Source organism: Microbulbifer sediminum (genome assembly GCF_021729035.1).
GTDB classification, from domain to species: Bacteria; Pseudomonadota; Gammaproteobacteria; order Pseudomonadales; family Cellvibrionaceae; genus Microbulbifer; species Microbulbifer sediminum.
In genome coordinates, this window is sequence record NZ_JAJSAP010000007.1 from 71,690 (window position 1) to 97,265 (window position 25,576).

Here is a 25,576-nt window from a genome sequence, read left to right on the forward strand (position 1 = left end):
ACTAGATCTATGGCACGTATTACCGTTGAAGACTGCCTCGAGCACGTCGACAACCGCTTCGAACTCGTTATCGTGGGCAGCAAGCGCGCCCGCCAGATTGCCACCGGTGGGCGCGACCCGCTGGTAGCTGAAGAGAACGACAAGCCCACCGTGATCGCCCTGCGCGAGATCGAGGAGGGGCTGGTCGACGCCGGCATCCTGGACGAGCCGGACGAGGAAGAGGCCCCGATGGCAGAGGCGCCCGCGCCCGCATACCTGCCGGAACAGGACCTGTAAGCGATCCTCATACCTGAAGCAACGGGAGGCGAGCGCGGCTTTGCATACCATCGATAGTCTGGCCCATCGCCTCTCCTCCTACCTGCCCCCCGACCAGATCCAGATAGTCCGCCGCGCCTACTTTTATGCGGAGCAGGCCCACGAGGGCCAGCAGCGCCGCTCCGGCGAACCCTATGTCACCCATCCCCTGGCCGTAGCGACCATCCTCGCGGGCATGCACATGGACCACGAGAGCCTGGCTGCTGCGATGCTGCACGATGTGATCGAGGATACCGGCATCCCCAAGGCGGCGCTGCAGGAGCAGTTCGGTGACGAGGTGGCCGACCTGGTGGACGGGGTCTCCAAGCTGACCCAGTTCGAGACCGACAGCCCGGCGGAGAAGCAGGCGGAGAACTTCCAGAAAATGGCGCTGGCCATGGCCCGGGATATCCGCGTAATCCTGGTCAAACTGGCCGACCGCCTGCACAACATGCGTACGCTGGGGGCGCTCAAGCCCCAGAAGCGTGTGCGTATTGCCCGTGAAACCCTCGAGATCTACGCGCCCATTGCCCACCGGCTGGGCATGAACGATGTGCGTATCGAGTTCGAGGACCGCGCCTTTTTCGCCATCTACCCGCTGCGGGCCAGCCGCCTGCGCGCGGCTCTCGTGGCAGCACGGGGCAACCGCAAGGAACTGCTGGAGAAAATCCAGAACGCCATCGAGGTACGGCTGCAACGGGAAAATATCGATGCGCTGGTGATTGGTCGCGAAAAGCACCTGTTCAGCATCTACCAGAAGATGCGCGCCAAGAAGAAATCGTTCAAGGAAATCATGGACGTCTACGCGTTTCGCATCATCGTCGACAGCGTGGACACCAGCTACCGGGTACTGGGTGTAATCCACAACCTGTACAAGCCGGTGATCAGCGAATTCAAGGACTATATCGCCATCCCCAAATCGAATGGCTACCAATCCCTGCACACGGTATTGCTGGGGATGCACGGGGTGCCGATCGAGGTGCAGATCCGCACCAAGGAAATGGACGAAATGGCCAACAGTGGTATTGCCGCCCACTGGCTGTACAAGGCGTCCGGAGACGAGGTAATCAACACCGGCGGTACCAGCCAGGTGCGCGCGCGACGCTGGGTCCAGGGGCTGCTGGAAATGCAGCAACGTGCCGGCGACTCGCTGGAATTCATCGAGAACGTGAAGATCGACCTGTTCCCGGACGAGGTCTACGTGTTCACCCCCAAGGGCGAGATCATCGATTTGCCGGCTGGCGCCACGGCGGTCGATTTCGCCTACTCGGTGCATACCGACGTGGGCAACTCCTGTGTGGCGGTACGCATCAACCAGCGCCTGGCGCCCCTCTCGCAACCGCTGGAAAGCGGGCAGAAGGTGGAGATCCTCACCCGCAAGAACGCGCAGCCGAACCCCAACTGGCTCAACTTTGTGGTCACCGCCAAGGCGCGCAGTGCCATTCGCCATTACCTCAAGCACCAGCGCCACCACGACTCCATCGCCCTGGGCCGGCGACTGCTGGAGAAAGCGCTGCTCAAGTTCAATACCAGCCTCGGCCAGCTGGGCGAAGAGCAGCTGCAGCGGGGCCTGAAAGAAGCCAAATGTGCGACCCTGGACAAGCTGCTGGAGGAAATCGGGCTCGGCAACAAGGTCGCGTTTTCGGCGGCCAAGCTGCTGGTGCCAGCGGGCAGTGCCGAGACCGAGGCCAGCAATATCTCCTCACCGCTGAACATCGATGCCCAGGAGGGTATGCTGATCAGCTTTGCGCGCTGCTGTCGCCCGATCCCGGGAGATACCATCATTGGCCATATCAGTTCCGGCAAGGGGGTGGTGGTGCACCGCGATACCTGTCGCAACACCAACGACTTCCGCGACCACCCGGAAAACATCATGCTGGTGAACTGGTCACCCGATGTGAAGGGGGAGTTCCTTGCCGATGTGCGGGTCGAGGTGGAATCCGAGCGCGGCATCATCGCGCGCCTTGCCACCCGAATCACGGAAGAGGGTGCCAGCATCGAGCAGATCCACGTGGATGAGAAGGATGCCCACAACAGCGTGATTGCGATGACCCTGGAGGTCAGCAACCGTGTCCACCTGGCCCGGGTGATGCGGCGGCTGCGCAACCTGCCATCGGTGATCCGCATCGCGCGCCCGGGATGATTTTGGGATAAATGGCGGCTTTTTATACACCGCGACGCAAAACTTCTGCTTTATAGCCGGCCAAATAATCTCCGGGCTCCCCAAACCCCACCAGCCGCGCTATATTGCCCCGCTTCGTTTTTCAGCAAACTCTGGAGTGAACCATGCCTAATCGCGCGGTAATAAAAACCGATAAGGCACCGGCCGCTATTGGCAGCTATTCCCAGGCCGTGAAGGTGGATAACACCGTTTACCTGTCGGGACAGATCCCGCTGGATCCGGAAACCATGGAAATTGTGCCGGGCGGCTTTGAAGCCCAGGCGCGGCAGGTGTTTGCGAACCTGAGCGCTGTCTGCGAGGCGGCCAACGGCTCACTGGGGCACATCGTCAAGTTGAACCTGTACCTGACCGACCTGAGTAATTTCGCCACGGTTAACACTGTCATGGCCGAATGCTTTGACGAGCCGTTCCCGGCCCGCGCGGCAGTGGGTGTGAAGGAATTGCCGAAAGGTGCGTTGTTCGAGGCGGAAGCGGTAATGGTGATCTGACCGGCAGGGCCGCCTCAGGGGCACCCGCGCCACCGGGTGCCAGACCTCAGTCTATATCGAGCAGGGCACTGTAGCCCGCCCGGTAATCCGGGTACTTCAGTTCGTACCCACTTTCCAGCATGCGCCGATTGCTGAGCTTCTTCGAACGGCGCTGGCTGGTCTGCACCTCCTCCCGCAAATGTGCCCCGGTGTATCCCATCACCCGCGCGAGCCAGTGCTGTAACTCGTGCATGGGCACCGGCGTGGAGTCCGCACCGATATACAGACGCTCCGGCGACCAGCCCTGGCGTTGCTTTTCCATCAGGTGAATCAGGAAGCCGATGCAGTCGTCAACATGGATGCGATTGCTGAACTGGGGCGGGTGCGGGGGAGCGCACCGGCCGGCACGGACCTGGGAGAGCAGGCGATCACGCCCGGGACCATAAATACCCGCAAAGCGCACCACGCAGGTGACCGGCACTGCATCGCGGATAATCTCTTCCGCCGCCAACAGCATATCCCCCTGGAATCCTGTGGGAATCGGGGGAGTACGCTCGTCGATCCACTCCTCGCCGCCCTGGCCGTACACCCGGGTGGAGGAGACCCAGATCAACAGGCGCGGCGGCGTTTCCAGGTTGCCCAGCGCCGTGGCCATGGCCGTCGCCGTATCCACGTAGGCCCGCTGGTAACCACCGGGGGTGTACTCATCCGGGGTGAACGTGGCAATCACCACATCCGCGCCGCCAGACAACAGCCGTTCTATATCTTCCGGCTTGGTTGCGTCCCCGCGTCGCCAGCGCACCGCGTCGGCACGGCGCTTGCGTGCCAGGGCCACCAGCGGGTTACGGCGAACGCCGTACACTTCGTAGGCGTTGCGATCCAACTGCAGCGCCAGGCGGGCCCCCAGGTCACCACAGCCAAATATCCAGAGCTTTTGTTTGTTCATCAGAAACTCCGCAGGGCAACCGGCCGCTCAACCGCCGCCATGCGGTACCCCCCCAAAAAAATCCAGTTCGAGCGTTATCTTGTGCAGCGGAACCCGCGGCGTGTTCAGTCTGTCATTGTTTGGCCCGGGGTTCCTCGACTTCCAGCACAGTTCCGGCGCTGCCTGTGGCACACACCGGGACAGGAGCGGGGGCGGCTCACCTGCCTTGCCCCCGGCAACGCCGGGTGATCAGCCGCCGCGCGTCTTCAGTTTGCGGTAGATAAACAGGAAGATCAGCGCACCAATGGTGGCCGTGACAATGTCGCCCAGGCCAAAACCGGTTACCGGGCCGCCGATACCGACCAGGGAGCCCAGCCAGCCACCGATAAAGGCACCGATAATCCCGATGACCATGGTGACAATCCAGCCGCCGGGATCGGGGCCGGGCATGATCCATTTGGCCAGCGCGCCGGCTATCAGGCCGAGAATAATCCAGGAAAAAATACCCATGGTGGCTCTCCACTCAGTGTGACCTTACACGTATAGCAAATTTGCGCGCCTTTTTCCTCTAAGTACGGTTTTTTATAGCAATTTTTTCTAAGCGCTCGAAAAAGTATCCTCAGTCACATAGGGGGCTGGAAGCGGAGACTGTTATATGAATAATCCCTATTAGGGCTGATCAACTGATTGACTTAACCATGACACTGAATGAACTCCGCTATATCGTGACCCTGGCTCAGGAACAGCATTTCGGTCGCGCCGCAGAACGCTGCTTTGTCAGCCAGCCGACCCTGTCCATCGCGGTCAAGAAACTGGAGAAGGAGCTGGGGGTCTCCCTGTTCGAACGCTCAAAGACCCGGGTGCAGGCAACCCCCCTCGGGGAGCGCATCGTGGCACAGGCACAGCTGGTACTGGAGCAGTCGGCGGCCATCCGCGATATCGCCAGTGCCGGCAAGGACCAGCTGTCGAGCCCGCTCTCGGTGGGCGCCATCTTCACCATCGGTCCCTACCTCTTTCCGCATTTTATCCCGCAGTTGCAGCAACTGGCACCGGACATGCCACTGGTCGTCGAGGAGGGCTACACTGCGACGCTGCGCCAGCGCCTGCGCAAGGGCGAGCTGGACGCGATCATCATCGCGCTGCCGTTCAACGAGCCCGATGTGGTCACCCAGCCTCTCTACGACGAGCCCTTTGTGGTATTGATGCCCGCTGACCACCCGCTGGCGGCACAGGAACAGATTTCCGCCGACCAGCTGGCCGAGGACAATGTGCTGCTGCTGGGGGAGGGGCACTGCTTCCGGGACCAGGTACTGGAAGCCTGTCCACAGCTGCAGCACAGTATCGAAAAAGAATCGGGTAACGGGCGCATCCGCACCGCTGCCGACGGCAGCTCCCTGGAAACACTGCGCCATATGGTGGCGTCCGGTCTCGGCATCACCGTCCTGCCCATGTCGGCGGTAACCGCTTCGCAATACGCCAGCGGCCTGCTCACCACCCGGCCGTTCGAGGCCCCGGCACCACAGCGCACCGTGGCCCTGGCCTGGCGGGCCAGCTTCCCGCGTCATCGCGCGATCGATATACTGCGCGACGCCATCAACCAGTGCCAGCTATCGATCAGTGAGTAATCCTGCCGACCAGCCCGTTACGACTTTGCGGGGCGTGGGCGAAAAATTCGCCCAGGTGCTGGACCGCCTGCATATCTCCTCGGTCCAGGACCTGCTGTTTCACCTGCCACACCGCTACCAGGACCGTACCCGGGTAACACCCATCGCCGCACTCATGCCCGGGGTGGACGCAGTCGTCGAAGGCGAGGTGCGCGCGGCGGACATTGTCTTCGGCCGCCGCCGCAGCCTGGTGGTGCGGCTGCAGGATGGCAGCGGCACCATGTCGCTGCGCTTCTTCCACTTCAGCGCGGCACAGAAGCAACGCTTCAGCCCCGGCGTGCGACTGCGCTGTTACGGCGAGGCTAGGCGTGGCAGTGGCGGCATTGAACTGTATCACCCGGAAACCGAAATTATTGGTGAGGTGGCGCCGGCCCGGCCCGACACCCTGACGCCGGTGTACCCACTGACCGAGGGCGTAAGCCAGGCTCGTATGCGCGGCCTGGTCCAGCAGGCACTGGAGCACCTGGAACGGTCCGGGGTGACCGAGCTGCTCCCGCCCGCAATCCTGCCGGCAGTAATGCGCTACCCGCTGGCGGATGCTCTGCGCTTCCTGCACACCCCACCCGCCGGAACCGATCTGGAACAACTGTTGCAGGGAATGCATCCTGCGCAACAGCGGCTGGCCCTGGAGGAATTGCTGGCCCATCACCTGAGCCTGCTCGAGCTGCGACACAAGGGCGACGTCAACTCGGCGCCGCCACTACCGGCGGACAACGCGCTGGAGCGTGACTTCCTGGCCGGGTTGCCATTCCGGCTCACCGGGGCGCAGGAACGTGTCTGCCGCGAAATCGCCGCAGACCTCGCTCGGCCCACGCCGATGATGAGACTGCTACAGGGAGATGTGGGTTCGGGCAAGACCCTGGTGGCCGCCCTGGCGGCCCTGAAGGCGATCGGCAATCACACACAGGTCGCGGTGATGGCGCCAACCGAGATACTGGCAGAACAGCACCGGCGTAACTTCAGCGCCTGGCTGGAACCGCTCGGGGTCCGGGTGGCGTGTCTCACCGGCAGCCTGAAGGCGAGTGAACGACGCGAGCAAAGTGCAGCCATCGCATCGGGCCAGGCACAGGTGGTGGTGGGCACCCACGCCCTGTTCCAGGCCGATGTGGAGTTCCACAACCTGGCGCTGGTGATTATCGACGAGCAGCACCGTTTCGGCGTGCGCCAGCGGCTGGAGTTGCGGCAGAAGGGCAGTGTTGGAGGTGGCGGCAGGCCCGTCCACCCCCACCAGTTGATCATGACTGCCACCCCGATTCCGCGCACCCTGGCGATGTCGGTATTTGCCGACCTCGACTGCTCGGTAATCGATGAGCTACCGCCGGGACGGCAGCCCATCAATACGGTGGCAATTTCCGGCGAGCGGCGCGATGAGGTGATGGAGCGCGTGCACCGGGCTGTGGCCGAGGGCCGACAGGCCTACTGGGTCTGCACGCTGATCGAGGAATCCGAGAGCCTGCAGGCGCAAGCCGCGGAGTCCACCGCATCGGAGCTGGCGGAAGCACTCGATGGGGTTCGCATCGCACTGGTGCACGGCCGGCTGAAGGCCGCACAGAAAGAGCGCGTTATGAACGCATTCAAGGCCGGCGAGGTTGACCTGCTGGTAGCCACCACAGTGATTGAGGTGGGCGTGGATGTACCCAATGCCAGCCTGATGATCATTGAGAACCCGGAGCGGCTGGGCCTGGCGCAGCTGCACCAGTTGCGCGGTCGCGTGGGACGGGGTTCGGTGGCCAGCCACTGCGTCCTGCTCTATGGCAGCCCGCTATCAAAGAACGGGCGTGCGCGCCTGCAGGCACTGCGCCAGCACAGTGATGGTTTTGCCATCGCCGAGGAGGACCTGCGATTGCGGGGCCCCGGTGAAATCCTGGGCACGCGCCAGACCGGCGAGATCGGCCACCGGATTGCCGACCTGCAGCGGGATGCACCGCTGCTACCACTGGTGCAGAAAATCGCCGCCTCAGCGGAGCTGACCGGTTCCGCCCGGCATCTCCTCGTAGAGCGCTGGTTACAGACCAAACCGCGCTTTGCCGAAGCGTGAGCGTCGCGCTTCAAGGAACGGTACAATAGTGCCCAACAGAATTACAGGGTTTGCCCGCGCCGCCGCCCGGTTGTCCCTACCAGGGAGTTCCGGACGGGGCGGGGCCGGTTTTTAACCACAGCAATATCCCGGGACCGAGCACGAGCCCTTTGCCTCGCCCGATCTTACGATCGACAGAACGAAAACAGTACCAGGAGCACTCAGGGAGAGTCCCATGAAAATGAGTCGCATAGTTAAGAGTCCCATGAAAAAAAGCCCCTTCAATACCTGTAAATTCATACTGATTACCGCATTACTGTCATGTCTCGCTTTCCAGGCGCAGGCCCAGCCCCGGGGCGGCTGGTTCGGCGGTGGCGAAGAAGCTCCCCTGCCAAGCCTGCGAATCCAGCACAGTGAGATTTCACTTGACGGCCCCACCCCCATGGACGGGCAGAGCCTGCAACTGCTGCTGTCACTGCCCAATGGCCTGGGCCAACTGAAACAGGCTGCAGTGGAAAGGTTCAGCACCCACCTGCAAACGGAACTCCAGAGCAGGTTTACCGAGATGCTTACGGACGAGGACATCCCCGTGGTGCAGCAGGATAGTGACCTGGTGCTGGACAGCACGGTGGATGTTGCAATTCGCCAGCAAATCCGTGACGTGATGAAGTCCAAGCGCCACGATACGGAAAAAGGCTCGCTCAAGGTTTACGGAACATTCCGCTATACCCTGCGGGACCGGCAGGGCGCCCTGCTTGACGAGCAACTGCTCGATCTCGAATCACTGGAAGTGGAACGCCGCTACGTGACCCGCACCCCGAGGGACGGGGGGGCAGTGGAGGATAGTACCGGCCCCGCCGTGGAGCGGGCCCTTACCGACCTGGTCGAGGAAATCGTCGACCAGATAGAGGACCGGTTCGAGTCGGACACCCTCCAAGAGCTGGCGATGAAAGACCAGGCGCCCTGATCCCTCGCAAACCGCTCCTGCGCTGCGCCCCTGTGCGCAGCGCACTACCTTCCCACATCCCTCCCCGGCTGCCCTTCCAGACGCAGCGCAGCATCAACGCCCACCAGCCGCCGGCTCCGTTACTCAGAAGTGACCAAATTTTGAAAGTTGGTCCGCATTTTTTGCCAATAAGCGGACTGGCGTACTATAAAAATTTCTGTTATCAATTCCAGATATAATCCTGGCGAATACAGCAGTCTCTCCCTGTATGCGCCAACTGTGAAATCACAGCATAAGAACGACGGTAAACCGTCGCCGACATAACAATAAAATTTTCGGAGACAAAGCGATGATATCCACCACCCGCCTGCTCACGCTGGCCGGTCTGTTGTCTGTGCTGTCTGTGCCCGTATGGGGCCAGGGCAACTTTCTGGGCTTTAAAGAAGATACCCCCAATCCCAGGGTCAAGATCGCACCGGCTGAAATAGCCCTGGACATCCCCATGCCGGTCAGTGGTGCCGGGCTGGCCGAACTGCTGGCACAGGCCAATGCCGGCCTCAGCCTGACGGCAATAAAGGATGAAGCCTTGCGCACATACCATACCCATGTGCACAACGAGCTCTCGCAACAACTGACAGAGCGCTTCAATGACAGCGAGATCCCGCTGGTCGAGAATGCCGCTCACCTGACCCTGCAAAACTCCCTGGACGTGCAGGTGATCAAGCGATTCAGCGATCTCCGCAACGGCAGTGAATACAAACTCGAGCGCGGCAAGGTGGAGCTGGAAGGCGTCTATCGCTACCAGTGGCTGACCCCTGACGGCCGTACCGTGCGGCAGGGGGAAATCGACATTTCAGGCCTGCGCATCAGCGAGTCCTACAAAACAAAAACACCGCACGGTGAGGGCACGGGCGAGGACACCACCGAGGAATCAATCAAGCGGGCGCTGACCGAAATGGTGGATGAGATGCTCGATGAGAGCGAGGAGGATTTCGAGGCGGAGCAGCTGCGCACCCTGGCCTTACGCTAAAGCAGTCAGCGCACCCGGCGACATCAGCCGCCGGGTGCCTGAGGCCGGGAACGGCCTGGACAGTTCTAGCTCGCCGCTGCCACGCGGTTGTTATCCGAAACGCTGTTGTAGTTGCCATCGTAGAAGACATCCCTTGAGAATGCCCCCTCGCTGTTGGCCACCACTGTGCTGACCACCGAATCCCCGGTGATATTCACAGCTGTGCGTACCATGTCCAGCAACCGGTCTACACCCATCACGATGGCAATCCCTTCCAGCGGCAGCCCCACCTGCTGCAGCACCATGGCCAGCATAATCAGGCCCACCCCGGGGACGCCGGCGGTACCGATAGAAGCCAGGGTCGCCGTCAGGATAACCGTGAGATAACCGGCGAGGCCGATATCCACTCCGTACATCTGGGCAATAAACACGGTGGCCACACCCTGCATGATCGCGGTGCCATCCATGTTGATGGTGGCCCCCAGCGGCACAGTAAATGCGGCGACCTTGTTATCCACGCCGAGGCGCTTCTCCACTGTTGCCAGGGTCACGGGGATGGTGGCCGCGGAGGAAGCCGTACTGAAGGCAAAGGCCATCGCCGGGCGCATCTTCTTCAGCAACTCCAGGGGATTCAGGCCGGACAGCAGCTTCAGCACCAGCGAATAAACGCCCAGCCCGTGAAGCAGCAGCACGCCCAGCACCACCAGGAAGTACTTGCCCAGATCGAGCATAAAGCCCCAGCCCAACTCGGCGAAGGTCTTGGCCAGCAGGGCGAAGACACCGTAGGGGGCAAACACCATCAGCACCCCGACCATGCGCAGGATCACCTCGTTGAGGTCGCGGAAGAACGCCGATACGCGCTGGCCCGGCTCCCCGCAGTGGGCAATCGCATAGCCCATCAGCAGGGCAAACACGATGATCTGCAGCATATTCCCCTCAGCCATGGCCTGGACCGGGTTGGTGGGAAAGATATTCACCAGCACTTCCGACAGGGGAGGCGAATCCTTGGCCTCGAAGGCCGCGGTCGCGCTCGCCTCCACACCGACACCGGGCTGCACCACGAGGGCCACCAGCAGTGCCAGGGAAATCGCCACGGCAGTGGTCAACAGGTAGAGCAGGAGAGTCTTGCCGGCCAGGGGGCCGATGCGGTGCCCCTCGGACAGGGCGCAGGCGCCACATATCAGCGATACGAGCACCAGCGGCACCACCATCAGCTTGAGTGAGGCAATGAAGACGCGACCCACGATATCGAACAGGCCGCCGGTCAGGTATGTGTCCAGGAAGTGCGCGAGACCACTACCCGGCATGAGGGTGTGGCCTATGGCATAAATGATGACCCCGGCCACGATACCGGCCAGCATCCCCAGGAGGATTCTTGTTGTGAGACCCATGACTGCTGCAGTTCTCCGCGATTGGTTGGCCGCCGGTACCGGGCCGGGCAGTGTGCTGCCCGATATTCCGCACAGGACTTCACGAACATGCGCGGGGCAGGAGGCGGACTAGGTTTTGGCTTGCGCAAACGGCCACTATATCGGCAGGCGGGGCCTTCGGCAAAAGGCAGCCGGCGCAATTGGTTACCGGGGCGCTGCACGGGGTACAATGGCCTCTTTGGAATTGGTCCGGGGTTAGCGTTGTATCAGTCTCCATTTACACCCGTTGGCCAGTGGTTCAGCCAGCCGCTGGAGTCCCTGCATGACCGGCCACCGGCTCCTCTGCTGGCATGGCTGCTGCACCCCGGCTCACTGACTGCGGCACTGCGGCACCTGAGCGGCAATCGCTTCCGGGTGCAGGTGCTGAGCCAGCGCTGGGCGCAACCGAACCTTGAGGAACGGCGTGCGCTGGGGCTGCGCAACCGACAGCTGGCGCTGCTGCGAGAGGTACTGCTGTACGGCGACGATACCCCCTGGGTCTATGCCCGCAGCGTATTGCCTGAACAGACCCTGCGCGGCCCGTCACGGCAGCTGCGCCAACTGGACACCCGCCCGCTGGGAGAGCTCCTGTTCAGTGAACCCGGCATCCGCCGCGGGCCGATCATGCTGAACCGCCAGCGGCGCAACCCGCGCTGCACGCTCCCTGAGCTGGCCGGCGAGGCTGACCTGGCCTGGGGGCGCCGCTCAACCTTCTGGCTACGTCGCCGGCCACTTCTGGTGGCGGAGACATTCCTGCAGGCTTTTGATCCCGACTGCCCACCCCTTGCGGGGCCGCGGCCGGGAAGGAGAGAAAACCCGTGATCAGTCAACAACTCTCACAGCGCTGGCCCGCCGCCCTGCCATACTGGCAGCTGGCGAGGCTGGACCGCCCGATCGGCTCACTGCTACTCCTGTGGCCCACCTGGTGGGCCCTGTGGCTGGCGGCCGGCGGCTGGCCCGGGCTGCACCTGTTTGCCGTCTTTACCCTCGGGGTCATCCTGATGCGCGCGGCCGGCTGCGCAATCAACGATTTCGCCGACCGCGGCATCGACGGCCATGTAAAGCGCACCGCCAGCCGCCCGCTGGCCACGGGCCGAATTACCCCGGCATCCGCCGTCAGGCTGTTTATCGGTCTCAGCCTGCTCGCCTTCCTGCTGGTACTCACCACCAATAAGCTCACCATTCTCCTGTCACTGCCGGCGGTGGCCCTGGCCTTCTGCTATCCATTCGCCAAGCGCCACACGCACCTGCCACAGGTGGTGCTGGGGGCCGCATTCAGTATGGGGATCCCCATGGCCTTTGCCGCCGTGCGCGGTACCGTGCCCCCGGAGGCCTGGCTTATCTATACCGCGAACCTGCTGTGGACAGTGGCCTACGACACCTTCTATGCCATGGTGGACCGGGATGACGACCTGAAAATCGGGGTCAAGTCCACCGCCGTACTGTTCGGCGACCTGGACCGCGCCATGACCGGCTCCCTGCAGGCCCTGGTACTGTTCGCTCTGCTGTTGGCAGGCCAGCGATTCGAGCTTGGCGGTATCTTCTATGCCGGGTTACTCGTGGCGGCGGCCCTGTTCGCCTACCAGCAGTGGCTGGTACGCCATCGCGAACGGGAGTCCTGCTTTCGCGCCTTCCTGAACAACAACTGGGTCGGCGCAGTCGTTTTTGCGGGCATATTTTTCTCCTTCCTGCTGGACTGAAACAGGCTGTCCCGGCGCGCGGGGGGGGTGTCATATAGTTGTCACTAAAATGCCGTTAAATGACCCCAACACAAGTAGGGTGTGACAGTTAATGGACAGCAAAACGATACTGATCGTCGACGACGAGGCCGCCGTGCGCGATATGCTGCGGGTGGCCCTGGAAATGGCGGACTACCGCTGTATCGAGGCCGAGAACGCGCAGGAAGCGCACGCACTGGTAATCGACGAGCGGCCGGACCTGGTCCTGCTCGACTGGATGCTGCCGGATGTTTCCGGCATCGAGCTGGCCCGGCGCCTGAAGCGCGACGAGCTTACCTCGACGCTTCCCATCATCATGCTTACCGCCAAGGGGGAAGAGGACCACAAAATCAAGGGCCTCGAGACCGGCGCGGACGACTACATCACCAAGCCCTTCTCCCCGCGTGAGCTGGTAGCCCGCCTGAAAGCAGTGCTGCGGCGCGCCGGCCCCGCAACCCCCGAGGAGCCCCTCACCGCCGGCGACCTGGTGCTCGACCCGATCAGTCATCGCGTCAGTATCAAGGGACAGGCGGTGGAGATGGGTCCCACGGAATTCCGCCTGCTGACCTTCTTCCTCTCCCACCAGGAGCGTGCCTATAGCCGCACCCAGTTGCTCGACCATGTGTGGGGCGGCAATGTCTATGTGGAAGAGCGCACCGTGGATGTTCATATCCGGCGCCTGCGCAAGGCCCTGGCAATCGACGGGCACGACCGCTTTATCCAGACGGTGCGCGGCACCGGGTACCGCTTTTCTGTGCAAACTGCCGAGAAAGTGTAAGAATTCACTCCTCGGGCACTGTGGCACAACCTGCCGCAGGCGGCCGTTACAGTCAGCTCAACCAAGCAACCCGACCCGAGCCGGAAGAGCGGCGCCGGCACCACAGTGCCGCCCGCGCACCGGCAGACCGGAGACAGCCCACCACTATGCTGGAACGCAGTATTGGCGAGTTTTCGCGCTTCGCGGTGATCGCCCTCGGCACGGCAATATTCGGCTTTGCCACCACTGAATGGCGCTGGGCCCTGGTGCTGGGCCTGGGTGTCTACCTGTTCTGGATCCTCACCCAGCAGCACCGCTTCAATCGCTGGCTGGCCAATGGGCGCCGTGGCCCCGCCCCCACCATGTTCGGTATCTGGGGCGACATCTCCGATGACTTTTACCGTATCCAGCGTCGCCACCGGCGGGAGAAGCAGAAACTCCACGCCATGCTGCGGCGGGTGCAGGACAGTACAAACGCCCTGCGCGAGGGCATCGTGGCCCTGGAGGATGACGGTAACCTGGCGTGGTGGAACCCCGCCGCCGGCGAGCTGTTAAAGCTGCGCCCAGAGGACGCCGGCCAGCCGCTGGTCAACTTTGTCCGCGACCCGGGATTCGTGCGCTATATCCACAGCAGCGAGCCCGGCGCCCACGACCCCATCACCATGCCAGCCCCCGGCGACGATGCACGTATCCTGCAGCTGGAGCTGACCCGCTACGGACGGGACGAGGCACTGCTGATCGTGCGGGAAATCACCCGGCTGCACAACCTGGAGCAGATGCGCCGGGATTTCGTCGCCAATGTATCCCACGAGCTGCGCACGCCGTTGACGGTGATTTCCGGCTACCTGGAGACCCTTGAGGGCAGTGGCCTGGCACCACAGGCCTGGCAGCGGCCCATGGCGCAGATGCGCGAGCAGACCGCCCGCATGACGGCACTGGTTAACGACCTGTTGCTGTTGGCACGGCTGGAAACATCAGATCGGGAAAGCGGCAGGGAGAACATTGCCGTGAGTGAGCTGATGCAGCGGATCGCCCAGGAAGCGCGAAGCTTCAGTGGCGGGCGCCACGAAATCAGTGTGGACTGCCAGCAGGATTCCACCATTACCGGTGACGCCACAGAACTGCACAGCGCTTTTGCCAACCTGGTGCTGAACGCGGTCAAGTACAGCCCTGATGGCGGACCGATCGAGCTGCGCTGGTGGGTCGACAGCCGGGGCGGCCACTTCGGAGTAAGCGACAGCGGCATCGGCATTGATCCCGTCCATATCCCGCGCCTTACCGAACGCTTTTACCGGGTGGACGCCGGAAGATCCAGGGAGAGCGGAGGCACCGGCCTGGGGCTGGCAATTGTCAAGCACGTGCTTCTGCGCCACGGTGCCGCGATGACCGTGCAGAGCAGCCCCGGGCGGGGCAGTACCTTCACCCTGCATTTTCCCGGGCAGCGCCTGGCAACCACCAGCGCCGCCTGATCGCGGCAGGGCGGGACCTGTTACTGGCCGAGTTCCTCGAGCTCTACCTCCCTGCCATCCTTCTGGAAAGTCACTTTGTCTCCTTCACCCACCGCGTTGCACTGGCGCCGCAGGATGAGGTGATAGAGCTGCATATCCCCGTCGCGCAGCAGCAGGTGCTCGCGACCGTCATCGTCCACCGGCAGGCTGTCACTGCCCACCAGGGCGTCGCGCAGGACGCGCAGAGTGGTAACGTCGCGATAGCGCCCCAGGTCACTGGAGAGCCGCTTTTTCATCCGTTCGCTCTCGTACAGCGCGGCCGCCGTCTCGCGGTACTTTGCCAGGAAAAACACGGCGGCAATGGCGAAGGCCATCACCACGGCAATTTCAAGCCACTGCGGCATATCAGCACACCTCTTGTTGGTTGGCTTCCGGTTTGTCGTCGTGGCCGGCGCTATGTTGCCAGACCACCAGCTGGTTATTCGCCGGCAGGAAATTCACTTCTCGACGTTCCAGCCCGGCGACCGTCGCCAGGCGATCCAGCCATTCCAGGTCGCGGATTCCACTCAGCGGGTCGCGTTCGCGCAGCCACCGGTCGAAGTCCGCATTACCCGGGCCGATATAGCCACCGGCGATTTTCATGGGGCCGTACACTAGCAGCTGCCCGCCGGGGCGCAACACCCGGGGCAGGTGCCGGAAGAGCGCCGCCACCGACGATTCCCCCATGATATGCAGGCTGTTGGCCGTGAACACTGCGTCCACCTGCAATTCCGGCCAGTCCCGGTCGACGTCCAGCTCCAGTGGCGGTGGCAGGTTAGGGGCCGGGCGATGCGTCAACCAGGCCCGGATGCCCGGCAGGTTGTCGGCACGGTCGGACGCCTGCCAGCGCACATGCGGCAGCCGCGGGGCAAAATAGACCGCGTGCTGGCCGGTGCCGCTGCCGATTTCCAGTACCGTGCGGCTGCCTGCCAGCAGGCGTTCCAGCTCGGCCAGGATCGGCTCGCGGTTACGCGCGCAGGCCGGGGCATCGGGCAGCCCGGTGTCGCTCACTGGGCTTCATCGCGGGTGAAGACCCAGTCGTTACCCTCAGACAGGCCGGCATTGAACCCATAGCCGGCCACATCGAAGTCCTTCAGCTCCGCTGCCTTCTTCACGCGGTTGTCGATGGCCCAGCGGCTCATCATGCCGCGGGCCTTCTTGGCGAAAAAGCTGATCATCTTGTACTCGCCATTTTTCAGGTCGCGGAAGTGGGGGGTGATGACCTCTGCTTCCAGCTTTTTCGGCTTGATCGCCTTGAAGTACTCGTTGGAGGCCAGGTTCACCAGTTCCCGGCCCTTGAGTGCCTGTAGCTGCTCATTCAGGGCCTCCGTCAGGCGCTCGCCCCAGAATTCGTACAGGTTTTTGCCGCGGGAATTGGCGAACTTGGTGCCCATTTCCAGTCGATACGGCTGCATCAGGTCGAGCGGGCGCAGCAGGCCATAGAGGCCCGAGAGCATACGCAGGTGCTTCTGGGCATAGTTGAAATCCCGCTTGCGCATGGTCTCCGCCTCGAGGCCGGTGTAGACATCGCCCTTGAAGGCGAGCAGGGCGGGGCGGGCATTCTTTTCAGTGAAAGGCCGCTTCCACTGCTGGAAGCGGTCGTAATTCAGCACGCCCAGCTTGTCCGAGATTTTCATCAGGCTGGAGATATCCTGCGGGCCCAGTGCGCGCAGTTCCTTGACCAGTGTGGCGGAATCCTTGAGGAAATCCGGCTGGGTAGTGTCCAGCTCCGGTATTTCACTGTCGTAATCCAGGGTTTTGGCTGGGGAGATAACGATTAACATCGGTTTCCTTGGTTGGCTGGATTGTGATTTGGACGGCCCGGGTTACCGAACCTGTCGATAGACCGGTATTACTCCGGCTTGAGGATTTCCATCCACCAGTTGAGTGGCGTCTGGCCGTCCTGCGGATCGTAGACATTGCCGTAGTTCCACACGCTGTTGGCGCCGTCGCAGACGCTGTTCAGTATATGCTCGATATTGGCGAAGCCGCAGCTCACATGGATGCTGTAAACCAGCAGGCGGGGAGTCTCCATGTCCAGCTCGCCGCCGAGCTTCTCCAGCTGCGGCGTAAGCTGGTCGGACAATTTCGCACTGTCACCGCGACACAGCACCCGGATCGCCAGGTTGCCCGAGCGCTTGACCAGCTCGAACTCCTGGGTGTCCTTTTTCACCTTGATGGTATCGCCGCTGGCAATCCCCTTGATAAACGCCGGCGAGCGTACCAGCTGGCAGCTGTCGTCCTCGTTGACCCGCACCTGCAGCCGTTCCACCACCGGCTGGCCCTCGGGGTCCACCCCTGCGAACAGTTCAATAATCTGCAGTGCCGTCATAACCTCTCTCCCGGGACTGTGTAAAATAGGTCGCAAATCATCCGTGCATTATACAGGGAGGAGACAATGATCTCGCGTGCACTGACTGCGGCCGGCCTGGCCGCCACCCTGATGACCGGCTGCGCGGTCAACCCGGTTACCGGCAAGCAGGAACTGTCGCTGATATCCCAGGGGCAGGAGGTGGCCCTGGGGGAGAAGCAGTATCCCATCACCCAGCAGCAACAGGGCGGTGAATATGTGGTCGACAAGTCCCTGCAGGACTATGTCAGCCGCGTGGGCCAGAAGCTGGCACGGGTCTCCGACCAGCCACAGCTGCCCTATGAGTTCGTGGTGCTGAACAACGGCACACCCAATGCCTGGGCGCTGCCCGGCGGCAAGATCGCGGTCAACCGCGGCCTGTTGACGCTACTGGAGGACGAGGCGGAGCTGGCAGCGGTGCTGGGCCACGAAATTGTCCACGCCGCGGCGCGCCACTCTGCCGCAGCCATGTCACAGCAGCAGGTCCTCGGCGCGGGCCTGGCGGTACTGGGCGCGGCCACCCAGAGTACCGGCTACGGGGACCTGGTGTCCCTCGGCGGCCAGCTCGGTGGCTCTGCCTATATCGCCCGCCACGGCCGCGGCGACGAGCTGGAGGCGGACAAGTACGGCATGCGGTACATGGCCGCCGCCGGCTACAACCCGCAGGGCGCGGTGGAACTCCAGCGCAAGTTTGTGAAACTGTCCAAGGGCAGCCAGTCCGGTGGGCTCGCGGCCCTGTTCGCCAGTCACCCGCCCTCCCAGGCCCGGGTGGATGCCAATATCAAGCATGCCAGGAAGCTGTCCGCTGGCGGCGCCACCAACCGCGCGGCCTACCAGCAGGCCATTGCCCAGCTGAAACGCGACGCCGACGCCTACGCCACCTACGACAAGGCACTGGAGGCAGTGAAAGACAAGCAGTACGATCGCGCGCTCAGCCTCACGCGCCAGGCACAACAGCAGCAACCCCGTGAAGCGGCCTTCTTCCAGCTGGAGGGTGACCTGCTGGCCAAGCAGGAGCAATACCGGTCGGCCTACAACGCCTATGACAAGGCGGTACAGAAGAATCCCGGCCTCTACTCCCACTGGCTGAAGCGCGGGCTGATGAGTGCACAGCTCAAAAACTATACCGATGCCGAACGCGACCTGACCCGCTCCATGCGCTACCTGGAAACACCCCACGCGCACTACTTCCTGGGGCAAGTGTACGAAAAACAGGGACAGGTTCAGGCTGCCTACGGTCACTACCAGACTGCGGCGAAGGCCGGCGGCGAGATCGGCAGCAAGGCACAGGCGCGGATGCAGGCGCTGGGGAATAAAGGCTGAGCCCTGTGAGCCCCCGATACATAATGTAGCTACCGCTCCATGTCGCGCTCTGGGTGGCCGCAGGTAAAGTCATGGGCAGCCAGGTCTTCGTCCTTCCCGGGTGATGACGCCCTGGTGCCGAGCGGCCGGTAGTCCCGCTGGTCGCGGAATGGGCTCTCTGCGCACAGCGGCGAAGGCTGGCCTGCTCCCGCCTTAATGATCGGCAGCCGCGGGTATCCCTGCCGCAGCAGGCGCAGTAGAGGTGAGAGGTTGGATACGAGCATCCCCGAGTGATGGAATGCCCGTATCCGGATCGCCCTGTCGGGCGGTGCCGACCGCTTAGAAACGCATTCCTGCGGATAAGGTAGTGCTGGACGGCTCCATCTCGTCCATCGTGTAGACGGTGTGGTCGAGGGTGAAAACCCAGTCACCTACGCGATAGGTTCCAACGATGCCATAGTATGCATCGTTGCCGTCTTCAGACTCAGAGATGGAGTCTGAGTACTGGTAGGAACAGGGCTCAAAGAAAGGATCGCACTGGAGGCTCTCTGAGTAAGAGAATGTCGCCTCACTGTCCCAGAAGTTGAAACCAGCTCTGACGCCTGCCGAGAAAGGCTTCGCCGTGTCAGTTGTAATTACCGCGCCAAAGGCAAGCCCGGTAGAGGACAGCTTCATTTTTCCCGATTGCCTGAATTCATACCCATCTACGGCAATGTCGCCCTCAGCGTAGCTATCGCTCGCTTCGGTTTCACCCATATCCAGGTACCTTCCTTCGACTGCGATGAAGGGTGTGAGCTGGTATCCCAGGGTCAAGTTGTAGCCGCTGGCATTGCCAAATTTTTGATCGGTACCAAATTCGGCTGCCAGTGCTGCTTCAACCTCACTGGCATCGGGATCAGTGCTGGAAAGGCCGGCCTGGAAATACCAGGCACCCTCGTTGGCCACTGCAGAAGAGGCTGAAATAACCCCCACCAGTGCAATCGCTGCAGATATTGCTTTCATTTTGATTACTCCTCCAGAAATTCACGACTGTAATGTCACATTTTCGTGAGGAGATGCTAATCCAAAAATAATTTGGTGCCAGAAATAACTAATTACACGCCATTACATATCGAGATCTTCTCGCGCAATCATGTCTGGAAACTGATGGGCCGGTCATTTGGGAGGGAACATAGCGTGACTGTCGGTTAGCGGTTACCGACGCCTGGTGAATGAAAGACAGCCACGTGCAGGCCAGCCACAGTCCACTCCGCCACCACTCAACTGTACCGCGCCATTTGCTTTATCCGGCTAGCGCGGCGTCACCACCCATTCAGGATCCTCGAACTCGCCAATGGGTGTGATTTCAACGAAAGGCGCCTGACTGCGGATAATCGCGTCAATTGCCGGGTTGTGGCTTTTTTCCATGGCGTCTCGCTGCGCCTTGCTGTCCCAGCTGGCTATGGCGACCAGACCCGTGGGATCACCGATTTTGCGGTGCAGCTCGGTGCCCCGCGCTCCTGGGGCCTGCTGGATCAGTTCCGAGGCCCGCACCCACGCCTCGGCATACTCCTCAGCCGTGTAACCGTCTTTCAGTTTCACTTCGAAGATAAACTTCACTGTACGTCTCCTGTTCCCGGAATCGCGCTAACGACAAGCGTAGCGTTTTCAGCGGGGACCAGACAAAAAACGGCCGCGTAATGCGGCCGTTGCAGAGACTGTTACTCTTCGCTCAAAACTGGGCCGTTAAACCCAAGCTTAGCGTATCGTACTCGACGAATTCCTCGTCGGTTTCGGCATAGGCGAAGTTGAAGGCGATGCTGCGATTGAAAAAGTGGGTAAAATCAAAGGCCATTACATCGCCATCAGTGGTCGCAAAGCCAACCGAGGTGGTACGGGTAAAGTAGTACTCGGCACCCACCCCCCATACACTGTCGCCCTCATCGTAGTCAGTCACGCTGCCTTCCAGCACCAGGTAGGAATCACCGGCGAGGCTGCGCAGGTAACGGGAGGAAACCTGCGCGTAGTCCAGGTCGTCATCGACGGCAAAGTTGAAGCCCACATAGTCGGTCCCGCCGAGCTGGTGGTTATAGCGTGCAGAGACAATGTTCTCCCGGTCAGCGCCGTCGGTGTCGATGCTGTCCAGGCTAAGCAGGAAGTTATCGGAGAAAAGGTAGCCGAGGGTCAGGGTGTTGGAGTCGACATCCTCAAATTCACTGAACGAAGCACCCAGCTTGAAGTTGCCGGCAAACAGCTCTCCGCCAAGGTTCGAGCCGCTGGCATCACCGCCGTCGTAATCGAGACGGGAGAAGCCACCGTAAACGTTGCTGGCCTTGTTGATGTATTCAAATTCCTTCAGGGGGCCAAGGCTCTCCTTGGGAGCGAAAAAATAACGGGATTTGATATCGTAGGTGTCGGTCTCGAACCCCGAATCGTAATCATTATTCTGGTAACCGGCATTGGTAAATGAAGTGTACTGCTCCGCAGACGCAGCCGCGGACATCAGTGCCAGGGGCAGAATATACTTCAGTTTCATTGGGCTAACTCCCTGTCTTTATATTGCTGTTTCCCGCAAACCGGGGGAGCGGCATGGTATGGCAAGGTATGCAGGCGCGCCAGAGAAACGCGGTTACACGCCATGACACCGCATTTTTTTCGACAGGGTTGTCAGTCGTGGTTCCATGTTATCCCGCGTCATAATAAAAAAGGCCGCAAAATGCGGCCTTCCTCACAACTGCCGGATTAAAGCTGTCAAAGCTTGCGCAGGTTCTCCTCATGGCCGTGGCGGATATCCGCCCCTTCCACCAGGTAAACAACCTGCTCACAGATATTCTTGGCATGGTCACCGATGCGTTCCAGTGAACGCAGGCTCCAGAGCACATTCATGACTCGCGAGATACTGCGTGGGTCTTCCATCATAAACGTGATCATCTCGCGCAGGGCGCTGCGATAGTCCATATCCACCTGCTCGTCTTCCGCCAGGGTGTCCAGTGCCGCCTTTACGTCGAAACGGGTATAGGCATCTAACGCATCATTGAGCATCTTGCGCACGGCATTGGCGATATGGCGGATTTCAGTATAACCGCGCGGGGCGGTGCCCTCCTCGGTGAGGGCAATCGCCATCTTGGCAATCTTGGCGGCCTCGTCGCCCACCCGCTCCAGATCGCGGGCGATACGGATCACCGACATCACCATGCGCAGGTCGGACGCCGCCGGCTGGCGCTTGGCGATGATCAGGGTGGCGTGCTCGTCGAGATCCATCTCGCGCTTGTCGATTTCCTTTTCTACACGCAGTACTTTTTCTGCCAGTTCACTGTCTGCGTTGGCCAGTGACTCTACCGCCTCCGCCACCTGGCGGGTGACCATGCCACCCATTTCCAGCATCTCGCTCTTGAGGCTTTCCAGGTCTTCGTTGAATTGGCGGGAGATATGTTGGTCGAAATGCATTTCCATAGTTCTGTCGCTTCTTTGCAGCGCCATTGTAGACCAGCTTCTTAACCGAAGCGGCCGGTGATATAAGCTTCCGTCAGCTCGTGCTGCGGATTGGTGAACACCGTCTCGGTGTCGTTGACCTCCACCAGGTGTCCGAGGTGGAAGTAGGCGGTGCGCTGGCTCACCCGCGCCGCCTGCTGCATGGAGTGGGTCACGATAGCGATGGTGTAATTTTTGCGCAGCTCGTCAATCAGCTCCTCGATCCGGGCGGTGGCGATCGGGTCCAGGGCCGAGCAGGGCTCGTCCATCAGGATCACCTCGGGGCTCACCGCGATGGCGCGGGCAATACACAGGCGCTGCTGCTGGCCCCCGGACAGGCCGGTACCGGGCTTGTCCAGCCGGTCCTTCACTTCATCCCAGAGGCCGGCGCGGCGCAGGCTGTTTTCGACGATCTCATCCAGCTCAGCGCGGCGGCTGGCAATACCGTGGATCTTGGGGCCATAGGCCACGTTCTCATAAATGGTCTTGGGGAAGGGGTTGGGCTTCTGGAACACCATCCCCACACGCGCCCGCAGGGGCACCACATCCACCTTGGGGCCGTAGATCGGCTCACCGTCCAGGGTCAGGTCGCCCTCGACCCGGCAGCTCTCAATGGTGTCGTTCATACGATTGATGCAACGCAGGAAAGTGGACTTACCGCAGCCGGACGGGCCGATCATTGCCACCACCTCGTTGCGGCCGATATCCAGGCTGACATCGTGGATGGCCTGGGTTTCGCCGTAGAAAACATTGACGTTGCGCATGCTCAGCTTGGCGTCTTTGCACAGCGGCTGGCCGACGGTCTCGCTTACCTTGATATTGGTTTCCACAGTGTCCTGTTCCACTTGTCCGGTTGCGGCCGGCGCAGCGTTGCCGGCGTCGAGAATCATGGTGTTCATACAATCTGTCCCAGTGTATCAGCCGCTACCAGCGGCGCTCGAGTTTCTTGCGCAGCCAGACGGCACTGGCATTCATCACGATCAGGAAGCTCAGCAGCACCATGATCGCCGCGGAGGTTTTCTCCACAAAGGCACGCTCGGGGCTGTCCGCCCACAGGAAAATCTGTACCGGCAGTACCGTGGCCGGGTCAGTGACGCCCCCGGGCACATCGACGATAAATGCCACCATACCGATCATCAGTAGCGGCGCTGTCTCACCCAGGGCCTGGGCCATCCCGATGATGGCGCCGGTCAGCATGCCGGGCATGGCCAGCGGCAATACGTGATGCAGCACCACCTGCATACGGGAGGCACCCATGCCCATTGCCGCCTCACGGATCGATGGCGGTACCGCCTTGAGTGCCGCGCGACTGGAAATAATGATGGTGGGCAGGGTCATCAGGGTCAGCACCAGGCCGCCCACCAGCGGCGCCGAGCGTGGCAGCTCGAAAAAGTTGATAAATATCGCCAGGCCCAGCAAGCCAAATACAATGGACGGTACCGCCGCGAGGTTGTTGATATTCACCTCGATCAGGTCGGTCCAGCGATTCTTGGGCGCGAACTCCTCCAGGTAGATGGCGGCGGCCACCCCGATGGGGAAGGACAGTGCCAGTGTCACCATCAGGGTCAGCAGCGAACCCACCAGCGCCGCGCGGATACCCGCCTGTTCCGGCTCGCGCGAGTCACCATTGGTAAAGAAGGTGGTGTTGAAACGCTTTTTCAGCTCGCCGCTGTCCGCCAGCTGCGCCACCCAGGCGGCCATCTGGTCGGAGGTTCGGCCACGGAAACCCTCGGCCGAGTCGTCGAGGCTCTTGTAGAAAGTATCTACATCATCGTCGGCAGCAAACCAGACCTTCTCGGTCTGGCCCAGGAGCTCCGGGTTGGCCTCCAGGCGATTGCGCAGGGTAAAGGGCGCGCCGGTGGATACCAGCGAATAGAGCTCGCGTTTCTCACTGCGGCCCGAGACTCCCGGGAAGCGCTCGCGCAGGGCCTCGCGCACCACGCCGGTAAAATTGGCCCAGGTCAGGCTCTCCTCATCGACCTTATCGATGCCCAGCACCGCCGGGTCGTAGGTCACTTCCAGCTGTACCGTGGTCTGCACAAAAGCCCCGCTGCCCTTGCTGATGATGTCGGTAAACAGCACCAGCACCGCCAATACGCCAAAAGCGATACTGGCGATACCGAGGCCGCGAAACAGCTTTTCCTTGCGGTGGCGGCCAGCGAGGCTCTGCTCGATACGCTCGCGCACCTGGTCTTGCGTTAAATCAGTCATACTGTTCCCGGTATTTTTTCACGACGTGCAGGGCGATAAAGTTCAGCACCAGCGTGGACAAAAACAGCATCAGGCCCAGCGCGAACGCGGCCAGGGTCTTGGGGCTGTCGAATTCCTGGTCTCCCACCAGCAGGGTAACGATCTGCACCGTCACGGTAGTAACCGATTCCAGCGGGTTGGCGGTGAGGTTGGCTGCCAGGCCGGCGGCCATCACCACGATCATGGTCTCGCCGATCGCGCGCGAGACCGCCAGCAGGACACCACCGACAATGCCCGGCAGCGCCGCCGGGATCACCACCTTGCGCACCGTCTCCGAGTGGGTGGAACCCAGGCCCAGGGCACCATCGCGCAGGGACTGGGGCACCGCATTGATCACGTCGTCGGACAGGGACGAGACGAACGGGATAATCATCACCCCCATCACCAGGCCTGCGGCCAGGGCACTCTCACTGGAGGCCTGGAGGCCGATGGATGTGGCCACTTCCCGCACAAACGGCGCCACCGTCAGCGCGGCGAAAAAGCCGTACACCACCGTGGGGACCCCGGCGAGGATCTCGATGACCGGCTTGGCCAGCGACCGCACACGATTGCTGGCGTACTCTGCCAGGTAGATGGCGGACATCAGACCCACCGGCACCGCCACGAACATGGCGATGGCAGAAACCATGAGGGTGCCGGTAAACAGGGGCACCGCACCGAAGGCGCCACTGGAACCCACCTGATCGGCGCGCAACGCCATCTGCGGGCTCCAGTGCAGCCCGAAGAGGAACTCGGTCACCGGCACCGACTGGAAAAAGCGCAGGGACTCGAACAGTACAGACAGCAGGATGCCGACCGTGGTCAGGATGGCGGCGCTGGCGCAGGTCACCAGCACACCGCGGAGAACTTTTTCCACTTTCTCCCGCGCCCGCACTTCCGGCGAGAAACGCAACAGGGTAAAAGCCCCCAGGCCCAGTGACAGCACCAGCACAATGATCGTCTGCAGGGTGCTGGCCGCGGCCTGCAGGCTTGTGAGCCGCTCCGCCGCCGCCTTGACCTGGGCCGAGGGCTCGCCAAACAGGTTGCCCGCCGCCAGGTTCTGGATCTGCGAGTACAGCAGGTCGCGACCGGCAATGGTATCCGGCTTGTCCTCGATAGCACCCATCACCAGCGAACGGATAATCGGGTCGTCGAAAGCCAGCCAGGCCCCCAGCAGGATCAGCGCCGGTAAACCACACCAGAGCGCCGTGTGAGTGCCGTAGTAGGTGGGCAGGGCCGCCAGGTTGCGCATGCCGCCACGACTGCGGGCGGCCGCGAGGGCGCGGCTGAAGCCGGTGCCGTAGGCGACCAGCACCAGCAGTAATAGCAGGGCGAAGAGAGTTGGTGTCTGCATCGAATTTCCGTGCGTT

General features: G+C 61.8%; 27 protein-coding genes. 12 read left to right on the forward strand and 15 right to left on the reverse strand.

Annotated features, from left to right (window positions below; all coding sequences use genetic code 11):
- Window positions 1-9: 9 nt before the first annotated feature.
- The 3 genes from rpoZ to LVD11_RS12935 all read left to right on the forward strand — a co-directional run bounded on the left by rpoZ (window position 10) and on the right by LVD11_RS12935 (window position 2,964).
- Window positions 10-276: a DNA-directed RNA polymerase subunit omega gene (gene rpoZ, locus LVD11_RS12925; protein ID WP_237059695.1), complete on the forward strand. Its 267-nt coding sequence runs from the start codon at window positions 10-12 to the stop codon at window positions 274-276.
- Between the two features lie 40 nt (window positions 277-316).
- Window positions 317-2,437 carry a bifunctional GTP diphosphokinase/guanosine-3',5'-bis pyrophosphate 3'-pyrophosphohydrolase gene (gene spoT / locus LVD11_RS12930; RefSeq protein WP_237059697.1) on the forward strand — a complete coding sequence of 707 codons (2,121 nt, stop codon included), beginning with the start codon at window positions 317-319 and terminating at the stop codon, window positions 2,435-2,437.
- A 143-nt stretch (window positions 2,438-2,580) separates the two neighbouring features.
- On the forward strand, window positions 2,581-2,964 hold the full coding sequence (locus LVD11_RS12935; protein WP_237059699.1) for a RidA family protein: 384 nt from the start codon (window positions 2,581-2,583) through the stop codon (window positions 2,962-2,964).
- A 46-nt stretch (window positions 2,965-3,010) separates the two neighbouring features.
- On the opposite strand, the gene LVD11_RS12940 is transcribed toward LVD11_RS12935, so the two are convergent.
- Window positions 3,011-3,889 (reverse strand): NAD-dependent epimerase/dehydratase family protein, encoded by an 879-nt coding sequence (locus LVD11_RS12940; protein ID WP_237059701.1) that lies wholly within the window; start codon window positions 3,887-3,889, stop codon window positions 3,011-3,013.
- Between the two features lie 228 nt (window positions 3,890-4,117).
- Window positions 4,118-4,378, reverse strand: a complete 261-nt coding sequence (locus tag LVD11_RS12945; protein WP_237059703.1) for a GlsB/YeaQ/YmgE family stress response membrane protein — start codon at window positions 4,376-4,378, stop codon at window positions 4,118-4,120.
- Between the two features lie 188 nt (window positions 4,379-4,566).
- Between LVD11_RS12945 and LVD11_RS12950 the strand changes: the two genes are divergently transcribed.
- The 4 genes from LVD11_RS12950 (at window position 4,567) to LVD11_RS12965 (ending at window position 9,525) form a co-directional block, all read left to right on the forward strand.
- Window positions 4,567-5,493: a hydrogen peroxide-inducible genes activator gene (locus tag LVD11_RS12950; RefSeq protein ID WP_237059705.1), complete on the forward strand. Its 927-nt coding sequence runs from the start codon at window positions 4,567-4,569 to the stop codon at window positions 5,491-5,493.
- Complete coding sequence (gene recG, locus LVD11_RS12955; RefSeq protein WP_237059707.1) at window positions 5,486-7,570, forward strand: ATP-dependent DNA helicase RecG; 2,085 nt, start codon at window positions 5,486-5,488, stop codon at window positions 7,568-7,570. The genes LVD11_RS12950 and recG overlap by 8 nt, the downstream gene beginning before the upstream one ends.
- Before the next feature lie 220 nt (window positions 7,571-7,790).
- Window positions 7,791-8,516 carry a hypothetical protein gene (locus tag LVD11_RS12960; protein ID WP_237059709.1) on the forward strand — a complete coding sequence of 242 codons (726 nt, stop codon included), beginning with the start codon at window positions 7,791-7,793 and terminating at the stop codon, window positions 8,514-8,516.
- 328 nt (window positions 8,517-8,844) lie between these two features.
- Window positions 8,845-9,525, forward strand: a complete 681-nt coding sequence (locus LVD11_RS12965; RefSeq protein WP_237059711.1) for a hypothetical protein — start codon at window positions 8,845-8,847, stop codon at window positions 9,523-9,525.
- 65 nt (window positions 9,526-9,590) lie between these two features.
- On the opposite strand, the gene LVD11_RS12970 is transcribed toward LVD11_RS12965, so the two are convergent.
- Entirely contained in the window at window positions 9,591-10,895 is a 1,305-nt protein-coding gene (locus LVD11_RS12970; protein ID WP_237059713.1) for a dicarboxylate/amino acid:cation symporter, read from the reverse strand.
- 240 nt (window positions 10,896-11,135) lie between these two features.
- Here LVD11_RS12970 and LVD11_RS12975 point away from each other — a divergent pair, with 240 nt between their 5' ends.
- From LVD11_RS12975 to phoR, 4 genes are all read left to right on the forward strand, one after another.
- Complete coding sequence (locus tag LVD11_RS12975; RefSeq protein WP_237059715.1) at window positions 11,136-11,735, forward strand: chorismate--pyruvate lyase family protein; 600 nt, start codon at window positions 11,136-11,138, stop codon at window positions 11,733-11,735.
- Window positions 11,732-12,613, forward strand: a complete 882-nt coding sequence (ubiA, locus tag LVD11_RS12980) for a 4-hydroxybenzoate octaprenyltransferase (RefSeq protein WP_237059717.1) — start codon at window positions 11,732-11,734, stop codon at window positions 12,611-12,613. Before LVD11_RS12975 ends, ubiA begins: the two co-directional genes overlap by 4 nt.
- A gap of 91 nt (window positions 12,614-12,704) precedes the next feature.
- Complete coding sequence (phoB, locus tag LVD11_RS12985) at window positions 12,705-13,409, forward strand: phosphate regulon transcriptional regulator PhoB (protein ID WP_237059718.1); 705 nt, start codon at window positions 12,705-12,707, stop codon at window positions 13,407-13,409.
- A gap of 146 nt (window positions 13,410-13,555) precedes the next feature.
- Window positions 13,556-14,857, forward strand: coding sequence for a phosphate regulon sensor histidine kinase PhoR (phoR, locus tag LVD11_RS12990; protein WP_237059719.1), 1,302 nt, complete (start codon window positions 13,556-13,558; stop codon window positions 14,855-14,857).
- A gap of 20 nt (window positions 14,858-14,877) precedes the next feature.
- Here phoR and LVD11_RS12995 read toward each other — a convergent pair whose 3' ends face one another.
- The 4 genes from LVD11_RS12995 to LVD11_RS13010 all read right to left on the reverse strand — a co-directional run bounded on the left by LVD11_RS12995 (window position 14,878) and on the right by LVD11_RS13010 (window position 17,207).
- Window positions 14,878-15,240, reverse strand: coding sequence for a hypothetical protein (locus LVD11_RS12995; protein ID WP_237059720.1), 363 nt, complete (start codon window positions 15,238-15,240; stop codon window positions 14,878-14,880).
- A gap of 1 nt (window position 15,241) precedes the next feature.
- Window positions 15,242-15,886 (reverse strand): DUF938 domain-containing protein, encoded by a 645-nt coding sequence (locus LVD11_RS13000; protein ID WP_237059721.1) that lies wholly within the window; start codon window positions 15,884-15,886, stop codon window positions 15,242-15,244.
- A complete protein-coding gene (yaaA, locus tag LVD11_RS13005; protein WP_237059722.1) occupies window positions 15,883-16,659 on the reverse strand; it encodes a peroxide stress protein YaaA in 777 nt (258 codons plus the stop codon). Before yaaA ends, LVD11_RS13000 begins: the two co-directional genes overlap by 4 nt.
- Before the next feature lie 68 nt (window positions 16,660-16,727).
- Window positions 16,728-17,207, reverse strand: coding sequence for a DUF4265 domain-containing protein (locus tag LVD11_RS13010; RefSeq protein ID WP_237059723.1), 480 nt, complete (start codon window positions 17,205-17,207; stop codon window positions 16,728-16,730).
- 66 nt (window positions 17,208-17,273) lie between these two features.
- Between LVD11_RS13010 and LVD11_RS13015 the strand changes: the two genes are divergently transcribed.
- On the forward strand, window positions 17,274-18,548 hold the full coding sequence (locus LVD11_RS13015; protein ID WP_237059725.1) for a M48 family metalloprotease: 1,275 nt from the start codon (window positions 17,274-17,276) through the stop codon (window positions 18,546-18,548).
- 29 nt (window positions 18,549-18,577) lie between these two features.
- Here the strand turns inward: LVD11_RS13015 and LVD11_RS13020 are convergent, their stop codons facing one another.
- The 8 genes from LVD11_RS13020 to pstC all read right to left on the reverse strand — a co-directional run bounded on the left by LVD11_RS13020 (window position 18,578) and on the right by pstC (window position 25,560).
- On the reverse strand, window positions 18,578-18,811 hold the full coding sequence (locus LVD11_RS13020) for a hypothetical protein (RefSeq protein ID WP_237059727.1): 234 nt from the start codon (window positions 18,809-18,811) through the stop codon (window positions 18,578-18,580).
- Between the two features lie 55 nt (window positions 18,812-18,866).
- Window positions 18,867-19,529, reverse strand: coding sequence for an outer membrane beta-barrel protein (locus tag LVD11_RS13025; RefSeq protein ID WP_237059729.1), 663 nt, complete (start codon window positions 19,527-19,529; stop codon window positions 18,867-18,869).
- A gap of 288 nt (window positions 19,530-19,817) precedes the next feature.
- A complete protein-coding gene (locus LVD11_RS13030; protein WP_237059731.1) occupies window positions 19,818-20,126 on the reverse strand; it encodes an antibiotic biosynthesis monooxygenase family protein in 309 nt (102 codons plus the stop codon).
- A gap of 112 nt (window positions 20,127-20,238) precedes the next feature.
- Window positions 20,239-21,042: a putative porin gene (locus LVD11_RS13035; RefSeq protein ID WP_237059732.1), complete on the reverse strand. Its 804-nt coding sequence runs from the start codon at window positions 21,040-21,042 to the stop codon at window positions 20,239-20,241.
- Between the two features lie 215 nt (window positions 21,043-21,257).
- Window positions 21,258-21,959, reverse strand: a complete 702-nt coding sequence (gene phoU / locus LVD11_RS13040) for a phosphate signaling complex protein PhoU (protein ID WP_237059733.1) — start codon at window positions 21,957-21,959, stop codon at window positions 21,258-21,260.
- A gap of 41 nt (window positions 21,960-22,000) precedes the next feature.
- Complete coding sequence (pstB, locus tag LVD11_RS13045) at window positions 22,001-22,741, reverse strand: phosphate ABC transporter ATP-binding protein PstB (RefSeq protein ID WP_237059964.1); 741 nt, start codon at window positions 22,739-22,741, stop codon at window positions 22,001-22,003.
- 160 nt (window positions 22,742-22,901) lie between these two features.
- Window positions 22,902-24,188: a phosphate ABC transporter permease PstA gene (gene pstA, locus LVD11_RS13050; RefSeq protein ID WP_237059734.1), complete on the reverse strand. Its 1,287-nt coding sequence runs from the start codon at window positions 24,186-24,188 to the stop codon at window positions 22,902-22,904.
- Window positions 24,181-25,560, reverse strand: coding sequence for a phosphate ABC transporter permease subunit PstC (pstC, locus tag LVD11_RS13055; RefSeq protein ID WP_237059735.1), 1,380 nt, complete (start codon window positions 25,558-25,560; stop codon window positions 24,181-24,183). The genes pstA and pstC overlap by 8 nt, the downstream gene beginning before the upstream one ends.
- Between the last annotated feature and the right edge of the window lie 16 nt (window positions 25,561-25,576).